Source organism: Leeuwenhoekiella aequorea (assembly GCF_004104375.1).
In the GTDB taxonomy this organism is placed as follows: domain Bacteria; phylum Bacteroidota; class Bacteroidia; order Flavobacteriales; family Flavobacteriaceae; genus Leeuwenhoekiella; species Leeuwenhoekiella aequorea.
Genome location: NZ_QOVM01000008.1, coordinates 58,275 through 76,354, shown reverse-complemented (window position 1 = coordinate 76,354; position 18,080 = coordinate 58,275). Strand labels below are relative to the sequence as shown.

Annotated in this window: 16 protein-coding genes; 6 read left to right on the top strand and 10 right to left on the bottom strand. The window is 35.4% G+C overall.

Going from position 1 to position 18,080, the window contains the following annotated elements; all coding sequences use genetic code 11:
• Positions 1-17: 17 nt before the first annotated feature.
• Positions 18-1,907: a molecular chaperone HtpG gene (gene htpG / locus DSM00_RS14960; protein WP_128758788.1), complete on the bottom strand. Its 1,890-nt coding sequence runs from the start codon at positions 1,905-1,907 to the stop codon at positions 18-20.
• 237 nt (positions 1,908-2,144) lie between these two features.
• Here htpG and DSM00_RS14955 point away from each other — a divergent pair, with 237 nt between their 5' ends.
• Positions 2,145-2,834, top strand: coding sequence for a TetR family transcriptional regulator C-terminal domain-containing protein (locus DSM00_RS14955; RefSeq protein WP_128758787.1), 690 nt, complete (start codon positions 2,145-2,147; stop codon positions 2,832-2,834).
• 6 nt (positions 2,835-2,840) lie between these two features.
• The gene (locus DSM00_RS14950) at positions 2,841-4,151 is read left to right on the top strand and encodes an ABC1 kinase family protein (protein WP_128758786.1); all 1,311 of its coding nucleotides are present in this window, start codon (positions 2,841-2,843) and stop codon (positions 4,149-4,151) included.
• A gap of 170 nt (positions 4,152-4,321) precedes the next feature.
• Here DSM00_RS14950 and DSM00_RS14945 read toward each other — a convergent pair whose 3' ends face one another.
• The 8 genes from DSM00_RS14945 to DSM00_RS14910 form a co-directional block, all read right to left on the bottom strand.
• Positions 4,322-5,140: a Cof-type HAD-IIB family hydrolase gene (locus DSM00_RS14945; protein WP_128758785.1), complete on the bottom strand. Its 819-nt coding sequence runs from the start codon at positions 5,138-5,140 to the stop codon at positions 4,322-4,324.
• 44 nt (positions 5,141-5,184) lie between these two features.
• Complete coding sequence (locus tag DSM00_RS14940) at positions 5,185-5,661, bottom strand: DUF4199 domain-containing protein (RefSeq protein ID WP_128758784.1); 477 nt, start codon at positions 5,659-5,661, stop codon at positions 5,185-5,187.
• Positions 5,662-5,782: 121 nt separating this feature from the next.
• Positions 5,783-6,139: a DUF3140 domain-containing protein gene (locus DSM00_RS14935; protein ID WP_128758783.1), complete on the bottom strand. Its 357-nt coding sequence runs from the start codon at positions 6,137-6,139 to the stop codon at positions 5,783-5,785.
• A gap of 162 nt (positions 6,140-6,301) precedes the next feature.
• Entirely contained in the window at positions 6,302-9,661 is a 3,360-nt protein-coding gene (secA, locus tag DSM00_RS14930) for a preprotein translocase subunit SecA (protein ID WP_128758782.1), read from the bottom strand.
• A gap of 184 nt (positions 9,662-9,845) precedes the next feature.
• On the bottom strand, positions 9,846-10,067 hold the full coding sequence (locus DSM00_RS14925; protein WP_028374482.1) for a DUF2795 domain-containing protein: 222 nt from the start codon (positions 10,065-10,067) through the stop codon (positions 9,846-9,848).
• A 143-nt stretch (positions 10,068-10,210) separates the two neighbouring features.
• Positions 10,211-10,780, bottom strand: a complete 570-nt coding sequence (locus DSM00_RS14920; RefSeq protein WP_128758781.1) for a cob(I)yrinic acid a,c-diamide adenosyltransferase — start codon at positions 10,778-10,780, stop codon at positions 10,211-10,213.
• Between the two features lie 255 nt (positions 10,781-11,035).
• A complete protein-coding gene (locus DSM00_RS14915; protein WP_128758780.1) occupies positions 11,036-12,070 on the bottom strand; it encodes an RluA family pseudouridine synthase in 1,035 nt (344 codons plus the stop codon).
• Entirely contained in the window at positions 12,057-12,692 is a 636-nt protein-coding gene (locus DSM00_RS14910; RefSeq protein WP_128758779.1) for a PASTA domain-containing protein, read from the bottom strand. Before DSM00_RS14910 ends, DSM00_RS14915 begins: the two co-directional genes overlap by 14 nt.
• Positions 12,693-12,834: 142 nt before the next feature.
• Between DSM00_RS14910 and DSM00_RS14905 the strand changes: the two genes are divergently transcribed.
• The 4 genes from DSM00_RS14905 (at position 12,835) to DSM00_RS14890 (ending at position 15,971) form a co-directional block, all read left to right on the top strand.
• Complete coding sequence (locus DSM00_RS14905; protein ID WP_128758778.1) at positions 12,835-13,815, top strand: D-alanine--D-alanine ligase; 981 nt, start codon at positions 12,835-12,837, stop codon at positions 13,813-13,815.
• A 103-nt stretch (positions 13,816-13,918) separates the two neighbouring features.
• Positions 13,919-14,371: a pantetheine-phosphate adenylyltransferase gene (coaD, locus tag DSM00_RS14900; protein ID WP_128758777.1), complete on the top strand. Its 453-nt coding sequence runs from the start codon at positions 13,919-13,921 to the stop codon at positions 14,369-14,371.
• Positions 14,372-14,423: 52 nt separating this feature from the next.
• Positions 14,424-15,179 (top strand): hypothetical protein, encoded by a 756-nt coding sequence (locus DSM00_RS14895; RefSeq protein WP_128758776.1) that lies wholly within the window; start codon positions 14,424-14,426, stop codon positions 15,177-15,179.
• A 24-nt stretch (positions 15,180-15,203) separates the two neighbouring features.
• On the top strand, positions 15,204-15,971 hold the full coding sequence (locus DSM00_RS14890) for a hypothetical protein (RefSeq protein ID WP_128758775.1): 768 nt from the start codon (positions 15,204-15,206) through the stop codon (positions 15,969-15,971).
• Between the two features lie 18 nt (positions 15,972-15,989).
• Here the strand turns inward: DSM00_RS14890 and DSM00_RS14885 are convergent, their stop codons facing one another.
• Complete coding sequence (locus DSM00_RS14885) at positions 15,990-18,077, bottom strand: TonB-dependent receptor family protein (RefSeq protein WP_128758774.1); 2,088 nt, start codon at positions 18,075-18,077, stop codon at positions 15,990-15,992.
• Positions 18,078-18,080 lie beyond the last annotated feature (3 nt).

Sequence of the window (18,080 nt, the reverse complement as noted above, 5' to 3'; positions counted from 1 at the left end):
ATCTAAGATCTAACTTCCTATTTGATCATCTCATAGGAACGCTTAACAAAGTTAGTTAAAGCTTCTCCTTTTAGCAAACCTTGAGATAAACGAGCAAGGTCCATAGACTGAGTTATTAATCGTTCTTGTTTCTCTTTAGTTTTAGTTGCTAAAATCTCATTAACAAGATCACTGTTAGTGTTAACAATTACATTGTACATATCTGGCATGTTCCCCATACCAAACATTCCACCACCGCCACCAGTTGCCTGCATCTCTTTCATACGACGCATAAATTCTGGTTGAGTAATCATAAATGGTGCTGCACTACTATCTATAGCTTCTAATTTTACAGTATAGGATTTATCTGCAATTGTCTCTTCAAGAAGTGTTTTTAAACTTTCTTTTTCCTCATCAGAAAGTTTTGAGATTTGTTCTTCATCTTTTTTAATAAGACTTTCAACATTGTCTCCATCTACACGTACAAAGCTAATATTGTCTTTAGAAGTTTCTAGTTTTTGTAATAAGTGGGAAACGATAGGAGAGTCTAATAGAAGTACTTCATATCCTTTTGCTTTTGCAGCCTCAATATATTGATGTTGCGAATCTTTATTAGATGCATAAAGAACTATAAGCTTACCGTCTTTATCTGTCTGAGTGTCTTTAATTTTCTCTTGCAATTCTGCAAAAGTGTAATAGGTATTATCTACAGTAGGATATAGTGCAAAGGCATCTGCTTTTTCAAAGAATTTATCTTCGCTAAGCATACCATATTCAATTACTACTTTGATATCATTCCATTTCTTTTCAAAATCTGCACGATCTTCGTTGAAAAGTGATTTTAGTTTATCTGCAACCTTACGTGTAATATAACTTGATATCTTCTTAACAGCTCCATCTGCTTGTAAGTATGAGCGTGATACGTTAAGTGGAATATCTGGAGAATCAATCACACCACGTAACATCGTTAAAAATTCTGGTACAATTCCTTCTACATTATCTGTTACATAAACTTGGTTTTGATAAAGCTGAATTTTATCTTTTTGGATATTCATATCCTGTCCTAAACGCGGGAAATATAAAATACCAGTTAAGTTAAATGGATAATCTACATTTAAGTGAATATGAAATAGAGGCTCCTCAAATTGCATAGGATATAACTCGCGGTAGAATGAGTTATAATCTTTCTCTTCAAGATCTGTAGGTTGCTTTGTCCAAGCCGGGTTTGGGTTGTTGATTATATTGTCAACAGTTTTAGTTTCTGCTTCAGCATCTTCTGGAGCGTCTTCAGGTAATGGTATTGCTTCTTCAGTTGTGCCAAATTTAATAGGCACAGGCATAAACTTGTTGTACTTATTTAGCAACTGACTAATGCGATTTTCTTCTAAAAATTCTTCCGAATCCTCAGCAACGTGTAAAACGATTTCTGTACCACGTTCTGTTTTATCTGCTGGAGTAAGTGTAAATTCTGGAGAACCATCACATTCCCAACGTACAGCTGGCTCATCTTTAAAAGATTTAGTTATAATTTCTACTTTACGAGCAACCATAAATGCAGAATAAAAACCAAGTCCAAAATGACCTATAATACCACTATCTTTAGCCGAATCTTTATATTTATCTAAAAATTCTTCTGCTCCAGAAAATGCAACTTCATTAATGTATTTCTGAACTTCTTCTTCAGTCATACCAAGACCTTGGTCAATAATACGGATGGTTTTTTCCTCTTTATCGACTTTAACTTCGATTATAGGATTCCCATATTCTACACTAGCTTCACCTATATTAGTTAGGTGCTTTAATTTTAGCGTAGCATCAGTTGCATTTGAAACTAATTCTCTTAAAAAGATTTCATGGTCACTGTACAAGAATTTCTTGATTAGCGGAAAAATGTTCTCAACAGCAACATTAATTTTACCTGTAGACATAGTGTATGATTTTTTTAAAATAGCCGACTAATTTATCGGATTATTTATGTTTTAATTCGTGACCTAGTAATACTACCAGATTCTCTTCCCTAAAGTCAAAAAAAGTACCAAATGTAGGGTTGTGACAAACTGACACAACTTTCAAAATTGCTGAAAGAACTTTAACTAAAGATTTTGTTTACTTTTTTTGATTAGGGGTTAAACAGTTTTAAATTTACATCAGTAAACCAATAAGATATGGCTACCACAAATAAAAAAAACACTATTAAACAAATTGCTCCCAGTCTCTCTAAAGAGTCAATTACGACAATGTATATGGAGTATGTTTTAGAAAATGGTCATCGACCATTTTCGGTATTTAAGTTTTGTAAAGACCATAATATCGAGGAAGGTGCTTTCTATAATTATTTTGGTTCTTTTCAGGGTATAAGAGAAAATATTTGGGTGAGTTTTTATGAAAATACGGTTGCGGTATTATACAAGAATCCAGCCTACGCAACATACCCGAACAGGGAGAAAATGCTTTCATTTTTTTACACTTTTTTTGAGGTTTTAACTGCAAATCGTAGTTATGTGCTTTTTGCTTTGCAAGAGCAAAAGGATGCTTTAAAAAGTTTAGGTCAATTGAGAGATTTAAGATTGAAAGTGAGAGATTTTGCAGGTAACTTGATAGAGGAAGCTAACGAGGAAAAATCATCACGTCTTACTAAAAACCCGGTTTCGATATTTAGTGAGGGTGCTTGGTTGCAAACTTTATTCTTGATTAAATTTTGGATAGACGACAATTCTGCTCGTTTTGAAAAAACCGATGTAGCTATAGAAAAGTCAGTAAACGCAATTTTTGATGTGTTCAATACTACACCATTAGAAAGTATTCTTGATTTTGGGAAATTTATATTTAAAGAGAATTTTTCAAGATCCAATTAAGAACCTATGAAAACGATAGATTACATCCCAACTAATAAATTACAGCGTGCTTCACAGTTAGTTCGAACCGGCGTGAAAGTAGGGGGTAATTATGCAAAATATTACGGAAAGAAAGCATTTAATGGCGAATTAACTCGAGAAGAGTTAGATTCCGAAAATGCTGAAGATATATACGATGGCTTAAAAAGTTTAAAGGGTAGTGCGCTTAAAGTAGCACAAATGTTAAGTATGGAAAAAAACATATTGCCAAAGGCATATGTGGAGAAGTTCTCACTATCCCAATTTTCTGTACCACCATTGTCTGCACCCTTAGTGAGAAAAACGTTTAAAAAATATTTAGATAAATATCCGGAAGAGATATTTGATACATTCACAACTCAAAGTGTAAATGCTGCTAGTATCGGTCAGGTGCACAAGGCAACATTAGATGGGAAAAATCTTGCTGTGAAAATACAATACCCGGGAGTTGCAGATAGTATTAGTAGTGATTTGGCTCTAGTGAAGCCTATTGCTAGCCGGATGTTTAATCTAAAAGGTAAGGACAAAGAAAAGTATTTTCAGGAAGTCGAAGACAAGCTCTTAGAAGAGACAGACTATATTTTAGAAGTAAGTCAAAGTATGTCGATTACTGAAAAATGTAGTGTAATTCCGAACTTAAAATTTCCTAATTATTATCCAGATTTATCAAGTGAACGAATCATCACAATGGACTGGATGACTGGAGAGCATTTAAGTGAATTTACAGCTTATAATCAAGATCAAGTTGCTGCAGATAAAATAGGGCAGGCCCTGTGGGATTTTTATATGTATCAAATGCATCATTTAAAAGCAGTACATGCAGATCCTCATCCAGGTAATTTCTTAGTAGATTCAGAGAATAATTTAATCGCAATCGATTTTGGTTGCATTAAAAAAGTTCCTGAAGAATTCTACACTCCCTATTTTGAATTAGCTAAACCTGAAAATATCAATAACCCAGATATTTTTAGAAATAAAATGTTTGAGTTAGAGATTCTGAGAGCAGATGATTCTGACGAAGAGCTTAAATTCTTTTCAGAGTTGTTTCACGAGATGCTTAGTTTATTTACTAAGCCATTTCATCACGAAATCTTTGATTTTAGCGATGAGTCATTTTTTGCCCATATTGCAGATCTAAGTGATAAGTATTCTAAGGATACCCAATTGCGTAAAATGAACGGGAATAGGGGAAGCAAGCATTTTTTATATATAAACAGAACCTTTTTTGGTTTGTATAATTTAATGCACGATCTAGGTGCAAAAATTACAGTAAATAATTACACAAAATATTTGAATTAATAATTGAAGATAATAATTGGTTAGTAAGATTATTGGTTAGGTTGTTTTGAGAGGCGCACTTTTTGGTTGGAGGGCGCCTCTCGCTTTTAATAAGGTAATGAAATTAAGAATAAAAAAAAGCGCCCTCGGGCGCTTTTTTTTCTATTAGTTACTAAATTCTAATTCTATAGTTAATGAAGAAACTTTTCAATTGCTAGTGCAACTGCGTTCTCTTTATTAGAAAAATCACTTACATAGTCTGCAACTTCTTTCACTTCTTGTGTAGCATTTGCAACAGCAATTCCGAATCCTACATTTTTAATCATTGTAATATCATTATAATTATCGCCAAATGCAATCACATCCTCCATTTCTAGATTATAGGTGTCTCTAATGAGCTGTTCGAGCGCAGTGCTTTTATCTATATTTTTTGCACTTATTTCAAGATACGTATCCTTAGATCTGTAGAAGTGTGCTTCACTTCCATGCTCTTTCTCCAGCACCTTAATTAAATCGTCTAAAGCCTCAGGATTACCCATACACATAATTTTATGAGGTTGTTCATTAATTGCCTCTAATATGGCAATATGATCCTCTAATGGTATTAGAACGGGTTCTACGCGAGTAGTTCTTATTTCGCGTGTGGTCCAGTAATCTTCTTCAGCAGTTCTCCAGGTATCTGTGCAATATGTGCTAATGTTGTAATCAAAATTCTTTTGATGTTGGATTACCGTATCTAGAAAGGCAAGTGAGACCGTGTGACTATGCAAAGTTGATCCTCTGCTGTCAAGGACTAGCCCGCCGTTGTAGCAAATTAACGGACTCCCGTGTGCACCTATTTTCTCTTGCACATAATACATCGCAGAAGGCATCCGTGAAGATGCCAGTATTATCGGAAAATCTTTAGGTAGCTTTGCAAATGCCAATGCTGTTTCGGGAGCAATATCACGATCTGTATTGAGTATTGTTCCATCGATATCAGAACAAAGAAGTTTTAGTTTTCTTTCCATTATTCAAAGATAACACAAGCATTTTTCAATAAAGAATAACCGCTTTATTTCCTTTTAATAAATGCGGAAACTATTGCAGTTATAACAAATCCAAATGTTAAACTACTTACCACAGATTGAATTAAGTATCTTTTTAAATTAAATAACTCTTTAGCTTCTTCGGGACTTGCTATGCCACTAGAAACTGCATATTCTATTACATTTTTAAAATAATACGGACTAATAACTTCACTAATGATAATTTGAGCGGGGATGGCTAGAATTGCAATGAATACAGTTAAAATTAATCCCGATATGAAAGCTTGTTTATAGGTGATTATTCCTCCGTAGAAATTATTTCTTTTGTCTATTAAAGCGATAAAATAAATGGCAATAGCCGGTAAATAAAAGAATAGAGTGTAGAGATGATGCTCGTTAATTTTCTCATCGTGCCAGCCTAAAAAGCGCTCAACACACATCCAAACCAACAAAAATATGGTGTAGATAAAAGCCCATTTCAGTTCTAGACGTGGAAATGTCATAACTCAAGTATTAAAGCAATTATGAAGATACTATAAAAAATTAATTATAGAAATATTCTGTGCTTAGGAGAAGTATGTATAAATAAAAGGGTAGGTGTGGCTGGTGGTTTGTAAGCGAGAATTAATTAAATTCTTTTACTTTTTTCTTCGCTTGATCTTTCTTTTTCACATCATAACCCAAGTTGCGTAATGAGTTTTCCCAGTCTAGTTTAGTATGAGGAACTCGGCTTCTTGTATTTTTAATATATTTAATACGCTGCAAAATGCTTTGAATAAAAAGACAGTCAGATTTTGTTAGATCTTCGGTATCTTTCATTAAAATCACTAGAAGTTTGTTCGATTGATCCATAGATGGAGCATCGTCATAATTAGCTACGGTTAATGGTGCGATATCGGTGCGCAACCAGGCACGTAACTCAACGGCTTTCATATTAGTAGCCTCTTTTAATTCTTGATGTAAGCGATTTTTACTGTACAATTTATAAAGTAGTTAGGGTATAAAAATAAGGGTATTGGATGTCTCTTTGTTGGCTACAATATTAAGTTTGTGTGAAGAATATTTCGGAGTGATTTCACGAATGTTATTAACAAAAAACACCCGTTATTAACGGGTGTTTTTAAAGAATTTTAGGATGTTTTCTTATTCATCTACAAGAACCCAATCTCCATTATCTAGTAATGGAATTGCTTGTTTAAATTTCATCGATTTGTTCTCGCCATTCATAACGTGCTTGATAGTAACTTTATCATTACGACCTATTTTAGGACGTTCACGAGTAATAGTTTCAGTTACTTGTTGACGTTGAGGTTGCGTGTTGCCGGCAGATCTGTTTTGTGAAGCGCGCTCATCAAGATTAGGAATTTCTTCTTTGCTTGTTTGCACTTTTTCAGCTTGCTTCACTTGTCGAGCTTCTCTAATCTGGCTTTCTTGTTGTACAGGTAATTCTCCTTTAAATAGGAAAGAAATTACATCTTTATTAACCTGGTCAATCATTTGCTTAAACAATTCAAAAGCTTCAAACTTATAAATTAATAAAGGGTCTTTTTGCTCGTGAACAGCTAATTGAACGCTTTGTTTAAGCTCATCCATTTTACGTAAATGAGTTTTCCAGGCGTCATCAATTATTGCTAATGTTATATTCTTTTCAAAATCTGTAATTAACTGTTTCCCTTTAGACTCATAAGCTTCTTTAAGGTTTGTTACAACCTTAAGTTCTTTGATACCGTCAGAAAAAGGAACAACAATACGCTCATAATTACTATCTGGATTCTCATAAACATTACTTATGATAGGGAAGGCAACTGCTGCGTTGCGCTCCATTTTTTCTCTGTAATGTACAAGAGCAGCATCATAAACTTTTAAAGCTAGTTGTTTAGCTGAAGTTGACTCAAATTCCTTTTGATCAACCGGACTACTCATTGAGAAGAAACGAATTAATTCAAATTCGAAATTCTTATAATCCTGAGCCGCTTTATTTGTTTCAGCAATTACTTCAGAAGTATCATAAATCATATTTGCGATATCTACTCGCAGACGTTCCCCAAACAAGGCATGGTAGCGACGTTTGTAAATTACTTCACGCTGTGCATTCATCACATCATCATACTCTAGTAATCGCTTACGTACCCCAAAGTTATTTTCTTCTACTTTCTTTTGAGCGCGTTCTATAGATTTAGAAATCATTCCGTGTTGAATAACTTCTCCTTCTTTAAGACCCATACGGTCCATCATTTTCGCGATACGTTCTGAACCAAAAAGGCGCATTAAGTTATCTTCTAAAGAAACATAGAATTGCGAACTGCCTGGATCACCTTGACGACCGGCACGACCACGTAACTGGCGGTCTACACGTCTTGAATCGTGACGTTCTGTACCTATGATAGCGAGACCACCGGCATCTTTCACAGCTTTGCTAAGTTTAATATCTGTACCACGACCTGCCATGTTGGTAGCAATAGTTACTTGACCAGAATTACCTGCATCTGCTACAATATCTGCTTCTTTCTTATGTAACTTCGCGTTTAATACATTGTGAGGAACTTTTCTTAACGAAAGCATTTTACCTAACAATTCTGAGATTTCTACCGAAGTGGTACCTATAAGTACAGGTCTTCCCGCATCTACAAGATTTTGTACTTCGTCTATAACAGCATTATATTTCTCGCGTTTAGTTTTATAAACTTTATCATCACGATCATCTCGTGCGATTGGGCGATTTGTAGGGATTTCTACAACATCTAACTTGTAAATTTCCCAAAGTTCACCTGCTTCTGTAACAGCTGTACCAGTCATCCCTGAAAGTTTGCGGTACATTCTAAAATAATTCTGAAGCGTTACGGTTGCAAAAGTTTGAGTAGCGTCTTCAATTTTTACATTTTCTTTTGCTTCGATAGCTTGATGTAGGCCATCGCTGTAACGACGCCCATCCATAATACGACCAGTTTGCTCATCAACAATTTTTACCTTGTTGTCCATTACCACGTATTCAGTGTCCTTTTCAAATAAGGTATAAGCTTTAAGCAATTGATTCATCGTATGAATACGCTCACTCTTAATGCTAAATTCTCTAAAAAGTTCTTCTTTCTTTTCAGCTTCTTCTTCAGAAGTTAAGTTAGCGCTTTCGATCTTATTAATTTCTACGCCCATTTCTGGCATGATGAAGAAATTAGGATCGTCTTTACCAGAAAGATGCTCTATACCTTTATCGGTAAGTTCTATCTGATTGTTTTTTTCATCTATTGTAAAATATAGGTCAGAGTCAATCACATGCATTTCGCGATTGTTATCCTGCATATATTGATTTTCAGTTTTTTGTAGCAGTAAGCGAATTCCCTCTTCACTAAGAAATTTAATTAGCGCTTTGTTTTTAGGTAAACCTCTGTAAACGCGTAGTAATAATATAGCTCCTTCTTTTGTGTCGCCGGAAGCTATTAATTTTTTGGCTTCTGAAAGCGTACCTGTTAATTGCTGGCGTTGCAAATTAACTAAGCTATCAATTTTAGGTTTTAAAGCATCAAACTCGTGTTGATCCCCTTTAGGAACAGGCCCAGAAATAATTAATGGGGTACGGGCATCATCTACAAGTACCGAGTCGACCTCATCAACAATTGCATAATTAGGAGCGCGTTGTACCAGATCATTTGGCGCGTGAGCCATATTATCTCTTAGGTAGTCAAAACCAAATTCATTATTTGTACCGTAAGTTATATCTGCTGCGTATGCTTTGCGACGCGCTGCTGAGTTAGGCTTATGAAAATCTATACAATCAAGGGTAAGACCGTGAAAATTAAACAAAGGTGCCATCCAGGCACTATCCCTTTTAGCTAAGTAATCATTTACTGTTACTAAGTGAACCCCTTTTCCAGTAAGCGCATTTAAATAAACCGGAAGAGTAGCCACTAGTGTTTTACCCTCACCTGTTTGCATCTCAGCAATTTTACCTTGGTGCATTGCCACACCACCTATGAGCTGTACATCGTAATGTATCATATCCCACGTAATTGCTTTACCAGCTGCATCCCAGCTATTAGCCCAGACTGCGTGATCACCATCTAAGGTGACATAATCTTTTTCTGCACTCAATTCGCGATCAAATGCGTTTGCGGTAACTTTAATAGACGTGTTGTGGTAAAAACGTTTAGCAGTTTCTTTAACAACGCCAAAAGCTTCTGGTAAAATATCATTAAGTACCTGCTCGCTTATAGTGTACGCGTCATCCTTTAGCTTATCTATTTCTGAGTAGATCTCTTCTTTGCGATCTATATCCTCAGTCTCATCTGCTTCTGACTGTAATTTAAGTTGAGCAGCATTATTATCTGCGAGAGCGTTAGCAATTTTAGCTTTAAACTCAGTAGTTTTTTGCCTCAATTCATCGTGAGAAAGTTTCTCGAGTTGAGATTCGAAGCTTTTTATTTTTTCAACAATAGGTTGTATAGAGGCGACATCTTGTTTTGACTTGTCTCCTACAAATACCTTTAATACTTTATCTAATAAGCCCATAATTTGGTAAATAGTTTATTATCAATAGATTGCTTAAGTTGCGCTTGAGGCGTGGCTATTAATAAATTAATCTTCCGATAAACGCAACGCTATGTTACGACAATTTGCTTTCTCAAGCAGTTCAAATTTAAGCAAAAAAAAAGCCTCAATGCGAGACTTTTTATGTGTTTACGTGATGTGAAATCTAGTATTCATCCTCATTCCAGAGGTAGTCGTCGTCAGACGGGTAGTCTGGCCATATCTCGTCAATAGAATCATAAGAATCACCTTCATCTTCCATAGATTGTAAATTTTCTACAACCTCAAGTGGCGCTCCCGTTCTAATTGCATAATCAATCAATTCATCTTTGGTAGCCGGCCAAGGTGCATCGCTTAGGTGAGAGGCTAGTTCTAATGTCCAGTACATAGTTAACGTATTTAATTTTTTGCAAAAATAAATTTATTAGCGTAATAACCAAGGAAAATATCAATTAATTCAATATTATTTTTAAGAACGTGTGTAATCTGTTAAGATAACGGTACTTATGACTTAAAATGAATACTAAAAAGCTATTTTTCAGGTATCCACTTAATCTCTTTTGCTTGTAGCTGATTTGACAAGAAACGTGCCATTACAAAGAGATAGTCAGAAAGACGGTTTAAATATTTTAAGGCATTATCTTCAAACGGAACTTCTTGATAAAGAGCAGTTGCCAGTCGTTCTGCTCTACGACATACACTGCGCGCTATGTGACAGAATGACACTGTTTGATGCCCTCCTGGAAGTACAAAGTGAGTCATAGGAGGTAGCTGTTCATCCATGATGTCCATTTCAGTTTCCAGAAGTGCGATATCAAGATCATTTATACGTTTAATATCTAATCGTTCTTTACCATTTTTTAAGATTGCCCTTTCAGGGTCAGTCGCGAGAATTGCGCCTATGACAAATAGTTTTTCCTGAATGGTAATGAGTTGTTTTTTACTATTTAAATCTATTTCTTGATCGCGTAGTAAACCTATATGTGAATTAAGTTCGTCAAGTGTACCGTAACTTTCAATGCGAATGTCGTGTTTAGAAACACGCGTTCCTCCAAAGAGTGCTGTAGTACCTTTATCTCCGGTTTTTGTATAAATTTTCAAGATATTGAATTTTTAATTTGAGGAATTATTTCCCTGATCGCGCTGGTTTTTTCTTTCAAAGTAGTCCGCTCTAAAACTGCGTCGTTTTCGATCCCTCATTTTACTTTGATTACGCTTATTATTTTTCATTACCGCAAGAAATAATAAGGCAAGGACAACGACAATGAGTATTGTCTGTAAATTTTCAGGTATAAAATCTAGCATACTTTAAATTTAAGATAAACTATAAGTTTTCCGCGTAAGCGCTATCAAAAATTACTCCATCGCATGCTTAGCATAACCACGCCACTTCTCGATGCAGTCTACCATATCTTGTGGAATATCACTGTTAAAGCTCATCCATTCACCGGTTTTAGGGTGCACAAAACCTAATGTTTTAGCGTGTAACGCTTGTCTAGGCAATATTTTAAAACAATTGTCTACAAACTGCTTGTACTTTGTAAAGGTGGTACCTTTTAAAATAGCATCTCCTCCATAGCGCTCATCGTTAAATAGGGTGTGTCCTATGTATTTTAAATGCACGCGTATTTGATGGGTACGACCGGTTTCTAACTTACACGAAATCTTAGTTACATAACCCAGACGTTCTAGGACTTTATAATGCGTTACAGCTTCTTTGCCCTGATCACCATCCGGAAAAACTGTATTCTGCATACGATTTTTAGGGTGTCTGCCTATATGACCTTCAACAGTACCTTCTTCTTCTTCGACATTTCCCCAAACGATTGCTACATATTCGCGCTCGCTACTTTTATCAAAAAATTGTTTGGCAAGGTGAGTCATTGCAGCTTCGGTTTTTGCAACCACCAGCAGGCCACTTGTATCTTTATCAATTCTATGTACAAGTCCCGGTCTGCCGCTACTGTTTTCGGGTAAATTTTCGAAATGATAGATTAGAGCATTTATTAATGTACCGCTGTAATTACCATGTCCCGGATGAACGACCATGCCAGCAGGTTTATTTACCACTAGCAGTGTGTCATCTTCATAAACTATATCTAACGGAATATTTTCTGGAGTAAGTAAAAACTCATACGGCGGATGCTCAAACATTACGCGAACGACATCACCTGCTTTTACTTTATAATTTTGTTTTACAACTGCACCATTAACTTGAATATTTCCATTTTTAGCTGCAGTTTGAATTTTATTACGCGTTGCTTTTTCAATAAAATTCATTAAAAACTTATCTACACGCAGCGGTTCTTGACCTTTTCCTGCGGTAAAATTATAATGTTCAAAAAGCTCATCTTCTTGTTCGTCTGGTCCTTCTGTATTAAAATCCTGCATCTTCTAATTCTTCATCTTCGTTAATAGAATCATCTATATCTACTGAATCTTCAGTAGCATTATTGTAATAATTATCTTTTCCATTGCCTACAACAAGGTCTATAACAGACATTTTACGCAATCTGTCACCTTCTTTTAAGGTAGTCCCGTTGTGTCTTAATTCTAAAACTTCATCTTCAGAAATGTGATCGCGCAGGTCTATTCTCCCTACTTTGAATCCTAAAGCTAGTAGTGTAGGTTCTACCTGGCGCTGTGTTCTTCCTACAAGTGCAGGAATTGCAATCTCGCGGTATCCTGAAGGATTTAGAACGAGATATATTTTTCTGTTTTCTTTTACAAATTTTCCTGCTGCAGGATTTTGCTCTATGACAGAGTACGTAGGGTAATCTGGATTGTAATTAGAAGAATCAATCACAATGTAATTTAAGTTAGCATTGTCAAGCTCTTGCTTTACTAAGCTTAACGACATTTTACTAAGATCGGGAACTGCAATGCGCTCATCATGATTTGTAGAAGAGCTAAGCCAAAACATAAAGGCAAATCCTAAAATAACCAATACGATTAAGGCAAGAAGTAGCTGCATTAAAAATGCTTTGCTAAATATAAATTTTATTAGTCCCATACACATGCGATTTTGCGGCTACAAACTTAGTTTAAAATTGGGTGACCCTCAATTGCAATCATTTTTTTTGCCTATTTATTCTAAAAATAGCGTTCTTTGAACCCGATTTATTATCAAGAAACGCAAAGAGTTATTATTTACTATGTCAAAAAAAAATATAGCGGTTATAATGGGTGGTTTTTCTAGCGAGGTAGCGATATCAATGCTTAGCGGAAATACAGTTTGTAAACATCTTGACACTTCAAAGTATACAGTTTATCCTATTTCTATAATAAAGGAAGGTTGGTTTTGCAGCCATTCTGATCACAAACCATTTCCGGTAGATAAAAGTGACTTTTCTATTACTATAGACGGTACAAAGATAAAATTTGACTGTGTGTTTAATACAATTCACGGAACTCCCGGAGAAGATGGCACATTTCAAGCCTATTTAGAGTTGCTGGGTATTCCTCAAACAGCTTGTGATTATTATGAAGCAGCCCTTACGTTTAATAAGCGTGATTGTATAAGTGTACTTAGTGCGTATGGTATTAAAACGGCGACAAATTATTTTTTAAATAAAGGAGATGTTATAAATACTTCAGAAATTGTTGCGAAGGTAGGTTTACCGTGTTTCGTAAAAGCCAATAAAGCAGGTAGCAGTTTTGGGGTGTCTAAAGTATATGAAGAAGACGCACTCGAAGCGGCCATTGCAATTTCGTTTAAAGAGGATGACGAAATTATAATCGAATCGTTTTTAGAGGGTACAGAAGTTTCTGTAGGTGTAATTAATTACTACGGAAAAATACAAGCGTTACCAGTCACCGAGATTGTAAGCGACAATGACTTCTTTGATTATGAAGCAAAATATGCTGGTAAATCACAAGAAATCACTCCTGCACGCATCAGCGATGAGCAAACAAGCGCAGTACAGCGAGAAGCAGAAAAGGTTTTTAAAGCATTAAAACTAAAAGGCCTTACACGTGCAGAATTTATTTTTCATAATGGGGAGCCTCATTTTCTAGAAGTAAATACTACTCCGGGTTTGAGTCCTGCTAGTATAATTCCCCAGCAGGCAAAAGTAGCAGGCATCAGTCTGGCAGATTTATTTGATAATGTAATCGAGCAAGCGCTTAACCAATAGAGGTTATATAAAAGTGTCAATAGGCTTTCAGTTGAAAGCTTAATTGATTCAATACATATTCCTCATACATTTTGTACTTTTAATTTCAATCGATATAACGTCTATGAAACGCGCAGTTTTTCCAGGATCTTTTGATCCACTTACCTTAGGTCACTACGATATTATTGAGCGTGGGTTAAAACTCTTTGACGAGATTATTTTAGCTATAGGTGTTAATGCAGATAAAAAGTATATGTTCACCTTAGAACAGCGAGAAACTTTTTTGAAAGAATCATTTAAAGACGAGCCAAAAATTAAGGTAATGACCTACAAAGGACTTACGGTTGATTTTTGTAATGAAACAGATAGTGCTTTTATATTGCGTGGACTCAGAAACCCTGGAGATTTTGAATTTGAAAAGGCAATCGCACATACAAATAGAAAACTTTCTCAAATTGAAACCGTATTCCTGCTTACATCATCTGGAAAAAGTTATATTTCCTCATCAATAGTGCGAGACGTTATACGTAACGGAGGTGACTACACGGGGTTGGTACCAGACGCTGTCCGCATTTAAATCTTTGCAACTTTTTGATAGCGAATAGGTCTTTAATTAACAGATCTATTTTATGCTGAGAAAAATTCTAGTTATCATTATTCTTTTTAGTGTTTTTAAGGGCTATTCTCAAAAAACTACGGGTAAGGTGTATGCAGATAACAAACCTATGGAAGGTGTGTTGATAATTAATACTACTCAAAATAGCATGGCTTCAACAAATGCTAAAGGAGATTTTAATTTTGCTGCAAATATTGGCGACTCTTTAGTTTTTAGCGCATCCTTTTTTAAAACTCAAATAATTCGTGTACAAGAATATCACTTAAATGAGGTTTGGGTTGTAGAATTATTAGAAAATAGAAACGAACTTGATGAGGTGCTTTTAACGGGTATGTCTAAGGCGAAGGAGTTTAGTGTTGCCGAGTACAGCAAAAACTTTAACAACTGGCTTCAAAAAGATATTAGAGATAACCCCTACGCTTATAGTCCGCAATCTTCTGGGGACGGAATCGATGTTATTGCTTTAGGCAAAATGATACTTAAGGGTATTAATAATCAAAAGAGAAATGATAATCAGGCAGCCAAGCGTTTTAGAATTTTAGGTCTTGAAGAATTAATTGTTTTCTTTAAGAAAGATGATTTTTTTAATGAAGATTTGCTTCGGAATCAATTAGCCGTTTCTAAAAAAGAGGAGCCTACATTTTTTGACTATTGTCAAAGTCAGCAGATAGATTCCAGATTATTAGATAAAAAGAATCAAATTCGGTTTTTAGATTTTTTATTGAAGAGAAGCGATGAATTCCACGATCTAGCAATTACCGAAAACTAACACATTTAATCTCTAGTTTTGTATATGAATTATAAAGTACTTCTATTTCTGGGGATATTTATATTGACCTTCTCAGGCTATTCACAAAATACTAGCGGTAAAGTTTACGCTGGAGATAAAAGAGTACCGGGAGTACTGGTAGAAAATCGTACTCAAAATAGGAGTATGGTAACTACAGATGAAGGCGATTTTAGTATTGCTGCAAGAATCAATGACTCTTTGATTTTTAGCGCTCCCTTTATGGAAACTCAAATTTTTATCATAGAACCTTTTCAGCTAGAAAAGCGTTGGGTAGTAGAGCTTAATGAAAACTTAAATGAATTAGATGAGGTGCGTCTTACGGAAGCCCCAAAGGAGAAAAAATTTAGTCAGGAAGAATATACCGCCGAAGTTAATACCCTAATTCAAAATGACATCAAGCAAAATCCTCAAAAATACAGACCTCAATATACCAGTAATGGGGTAGATTTTATAATGCTGGCTAAGCGTTTTATGGGGTTATTCAAAAAAGATCCGTCAAAGCAACAAATGGAATATTCACCTATTACGTATGAGCAGTATCAAGAGCTATTTAATACTAGTGATTATTTTGATCAGCAATTTTTAACCCGTCAATTAGAGATCGAACCTTACTATCAAAATTTATTTTTTGAGTACTGTGATGCTATGCAGTTAAAGGGAGAACTTCTACTACCCGAACATCAGCTAGATTTACTAGACGCCTTGATGAAACTAAGTGCAAATTTTAAAGCTGAGCTTGAAAACTTTAATAAGGAGTCAGAAGGCGGCTAGTAAGCAGCTGTTTATGTTTTAAAAGATATTCAAATTAAGTCCAATATAGAAGTTAACCGGATCTCCGGGATAATAATAACGGGGTGCAGCACCACCAAATCCTGTTGCATTAGGTAAAACCTGAGCGGCATAATTGGTGTCAAAAACATTATTTACACCACTATAAAGCGTAGTAGTAAAGTGCTGAGCTATTTTAAACTCGTAATCAGCCCGCAGATTTACAAGATTATAACTGTCACTGTAAATGCTGTTTGCATCATCTAGTGGGATTTCTCCAGTATGTCTATAGTTTACATTAAAGCGTAAACCCGAATCGTGAATTAAATCCAAACCAAGATTAAATACTTTGTCTGCCACTCCGGTAAGGTCATTCCCCGCAAAATCAATATCATTATCGGTAAAATCTTCAAATGAATAATCGTTAATAGTAAGTGAAGCGTAAGGATTAATTAATAGCGAATTAAACGTAAGATCTTTATAATTCATCAAAACTTCTATTCCATTATGAGAAGTTTTTCCAGCATTTCTACCTACAAACTGATCATTATCTACACGTTCTGCAACTAGTAAATCTGAAACTTGAACCGTATAAAAGGCTAGTTCTGTGTATAGTTTTTTATCAAGCCATTGTGCTTTTAGACCCAGTTCATAATTGTATCCGGTTTCTGGTTTAATTTCAGGATTAATGGCTCCTTCAGGAGTAAGTGTTTCTGCAACTGTAGGTAGTGAAAAACCACGACTCACTGTGGCATATAAGAATTTATCATTCACTAGTTCGTAGGTTAATCCTGCTTGAGGTAAAAACAAACGCGGATACGTATACACTCCAGAATTATCTATTTCTGATTCGTTTAAATAATCATCAAGTACGTATCTGCTATGGTTATAATTAAGCCCAATTTCAGCTTGTAAACGCGCTGACAACTTAAGATTTGCCTGAGCAAATAAATTGAGATATTTACGATCTTGTTCCTGATTACTAAAAAGATCTCCCTGTAAACTGCCGTTGCCATTAGTATCTTCGTATAGGTTTTGATACAGTTTTGCTTTATAATGCTCATCAAAATATTCAACACCAATATTGCTGCTTATGGGAATATTTAAAACTGAAAAGGAAGAAGCTAGATTACTACGTACTCCAAAAGCAACTGAGTTTTCGTCCAAAATATCAAACGGTCTAGGCTCATAGCCATCTCTAAAATTTGTAAATATGCTGGTCGTCCAGGAATTTGATTCATTTAAATTCCAATTATAAGAAAGCCCGGCTAACCCTTTATCGTAAGATTCATACCCCTGTGACTGAGCCCAGGTGAAAGCTGCTTTCTCAGGATTGTTTTTGAAATCATCTTCGTTTATGGAGCTCGGTATAAAAGCTTTTAAGCGCGTATAATTACCAAAAAAAGTAAGAGCACTTACTGCATTAATTTGAGTCTTGGCATAAGCGGTATACGTGTTGCGATTGTAATTGCTGTTAGCTCTATATCCATTTTTTTCAAGATGATTATAGCTAAAATAGCCGGCTGTGTTTTCTGAAGCAAGCATAGCTGTAGCACCACCTTTAAAAAGACCAAATGAGCCACCTAGGCTATTTAATCTTACAGAAGTACTTTGTGGTTTAGGTTTTATAACCGAAATATTAATCGCGCCACCTAAACCGGCTCCATAACTACTACTTGCCGGACCTTTAATTATTTCAAGGCGGTCTATCAAGTTGAGGTCTATATCTTCAAGTGTGGTTTCACCTTCACCGGTGGTTAGGGGAATACCTTCAATATAAGCTTTAACTCGATTAGTAGAATATTGACTGCGAGCTCCCAGACCTCTTATGCTAATACGACTCGTATTGAGTGCGCCTTGCTGCATTTGTATTCCAGGATTTTTGTTTATTTCGTTTGCGATAGAAAGTTGATCGCCACGTTGTAAGTCTTCAGAACTGATTACGTTTACCGAAGCAGGTATGCGTTGCAATTCATTTTGAATAGGAGTAGAAGTTATATAAACTTCGCCTAGTGCGTTACGGGTCAAAACAGAATCTGCTGTTGCCTTCACTTGTGCCTGAGCAAAAGTTGAAAGTAACAGCAGAAAAAGAATAGCTATGTTATTCATAGA

Bases quoted from the DNA above. Each gene is read 5' to 3' on its own strand.
- DSM00_RS14910 (WP_128758779.1), bottom strand. From the start codon at position 12,692: ATGGGACTAATAAAATTTATATTTAGCAAAGCATTTTTAATGCAGCTA.
- DSM00_RS14955 (WP_128758787.1), top strand. From the start codon at position 2,145: ATGGCTACCACAAATAAAAAAAACACTATTAAACAAATTGCTCCCAGT.
- coaD (WP_128758777.1), top strand. From the start codon at position 13,919: ATGAAACGCGCAGTTTTTCCAGGATCTTTTGATCCACTTACCTTAGGT.
- DSM00_RS14950 (WP_128758786.1), top strand. From the start codon at position 2,841: ATGAAAACGATAGATTACATCCCAACTAATAAATTACAGCGTGCTTCA.
- DSM00_RS14940 (WP_128758784.1), bottom strand. From the start codon at position 5,661: ATGACATTTCCACGTCTAGAACTGAAATGGGCTTTTATCTACACCATA.
- DSM00_RS14885 (WP_128758774.1), bottom strand. From the start codon at position 18,077: ATGAATAACATAGCTATTCTTTTTCTGCTGTTACTTTCAACTTTTGCT.
- htpG (WP_128758788.1), bottom strand. From the start codon at position 1,907: ATGTCTACAGGTAAAATTAATGTTGCTGTTGAGAACATTTTTCCGCTA.
- DSM00_RS14925 (WP_028374482.1), bottom strand. From the start codon at position 10,067: ATGTACTGGACATTAGAACTAGCCTCTCACCTAAGCGATGCACCTTGG.
- DSM00_RS14895 (WP_128758776.1), top strand. From the start codon at position 14,424: ATGCTGAGAAAAATTCTAGTTATCATTATTCTTTTTAGTGTTTTTAAG.
- secA (WP_128758782.1), bottom strand. From the start codon at position 9,661: ATGGGCTTATTAGATAAAGTATTAAAGGTATTTGTAGGAGACAAGTCA.
- DSM00_RS14915 (WP_128758780.1), bottom strand. From the start codon at position 12,070: ATGCAGGATTTTAATACAGAAGGACCAGACGAACAAGAAGATGAGCTT.
- DSM00_RS14890 (WP_128758775.1), top strand. From the start codon at position 15,204: ATGAATTATAAAGTACTTCTATTTCTGGGGATATTTATATTGACCTTC.
- DSM00_RS14945 (WP_128758785.1), bottom strand. From the start codon at position 5,140: ATGGAAAGAAAACTAAAACTTCTTTGTTCTGATATCGATGGAACAATA.
- DSM00_RS14905 (WP_128758778.1), top strand. From the start codon at position 12,835: ATGTCAAAAAAAAATATAGCGGTTATAATGGGTGGTTTTTCTAGCGAG.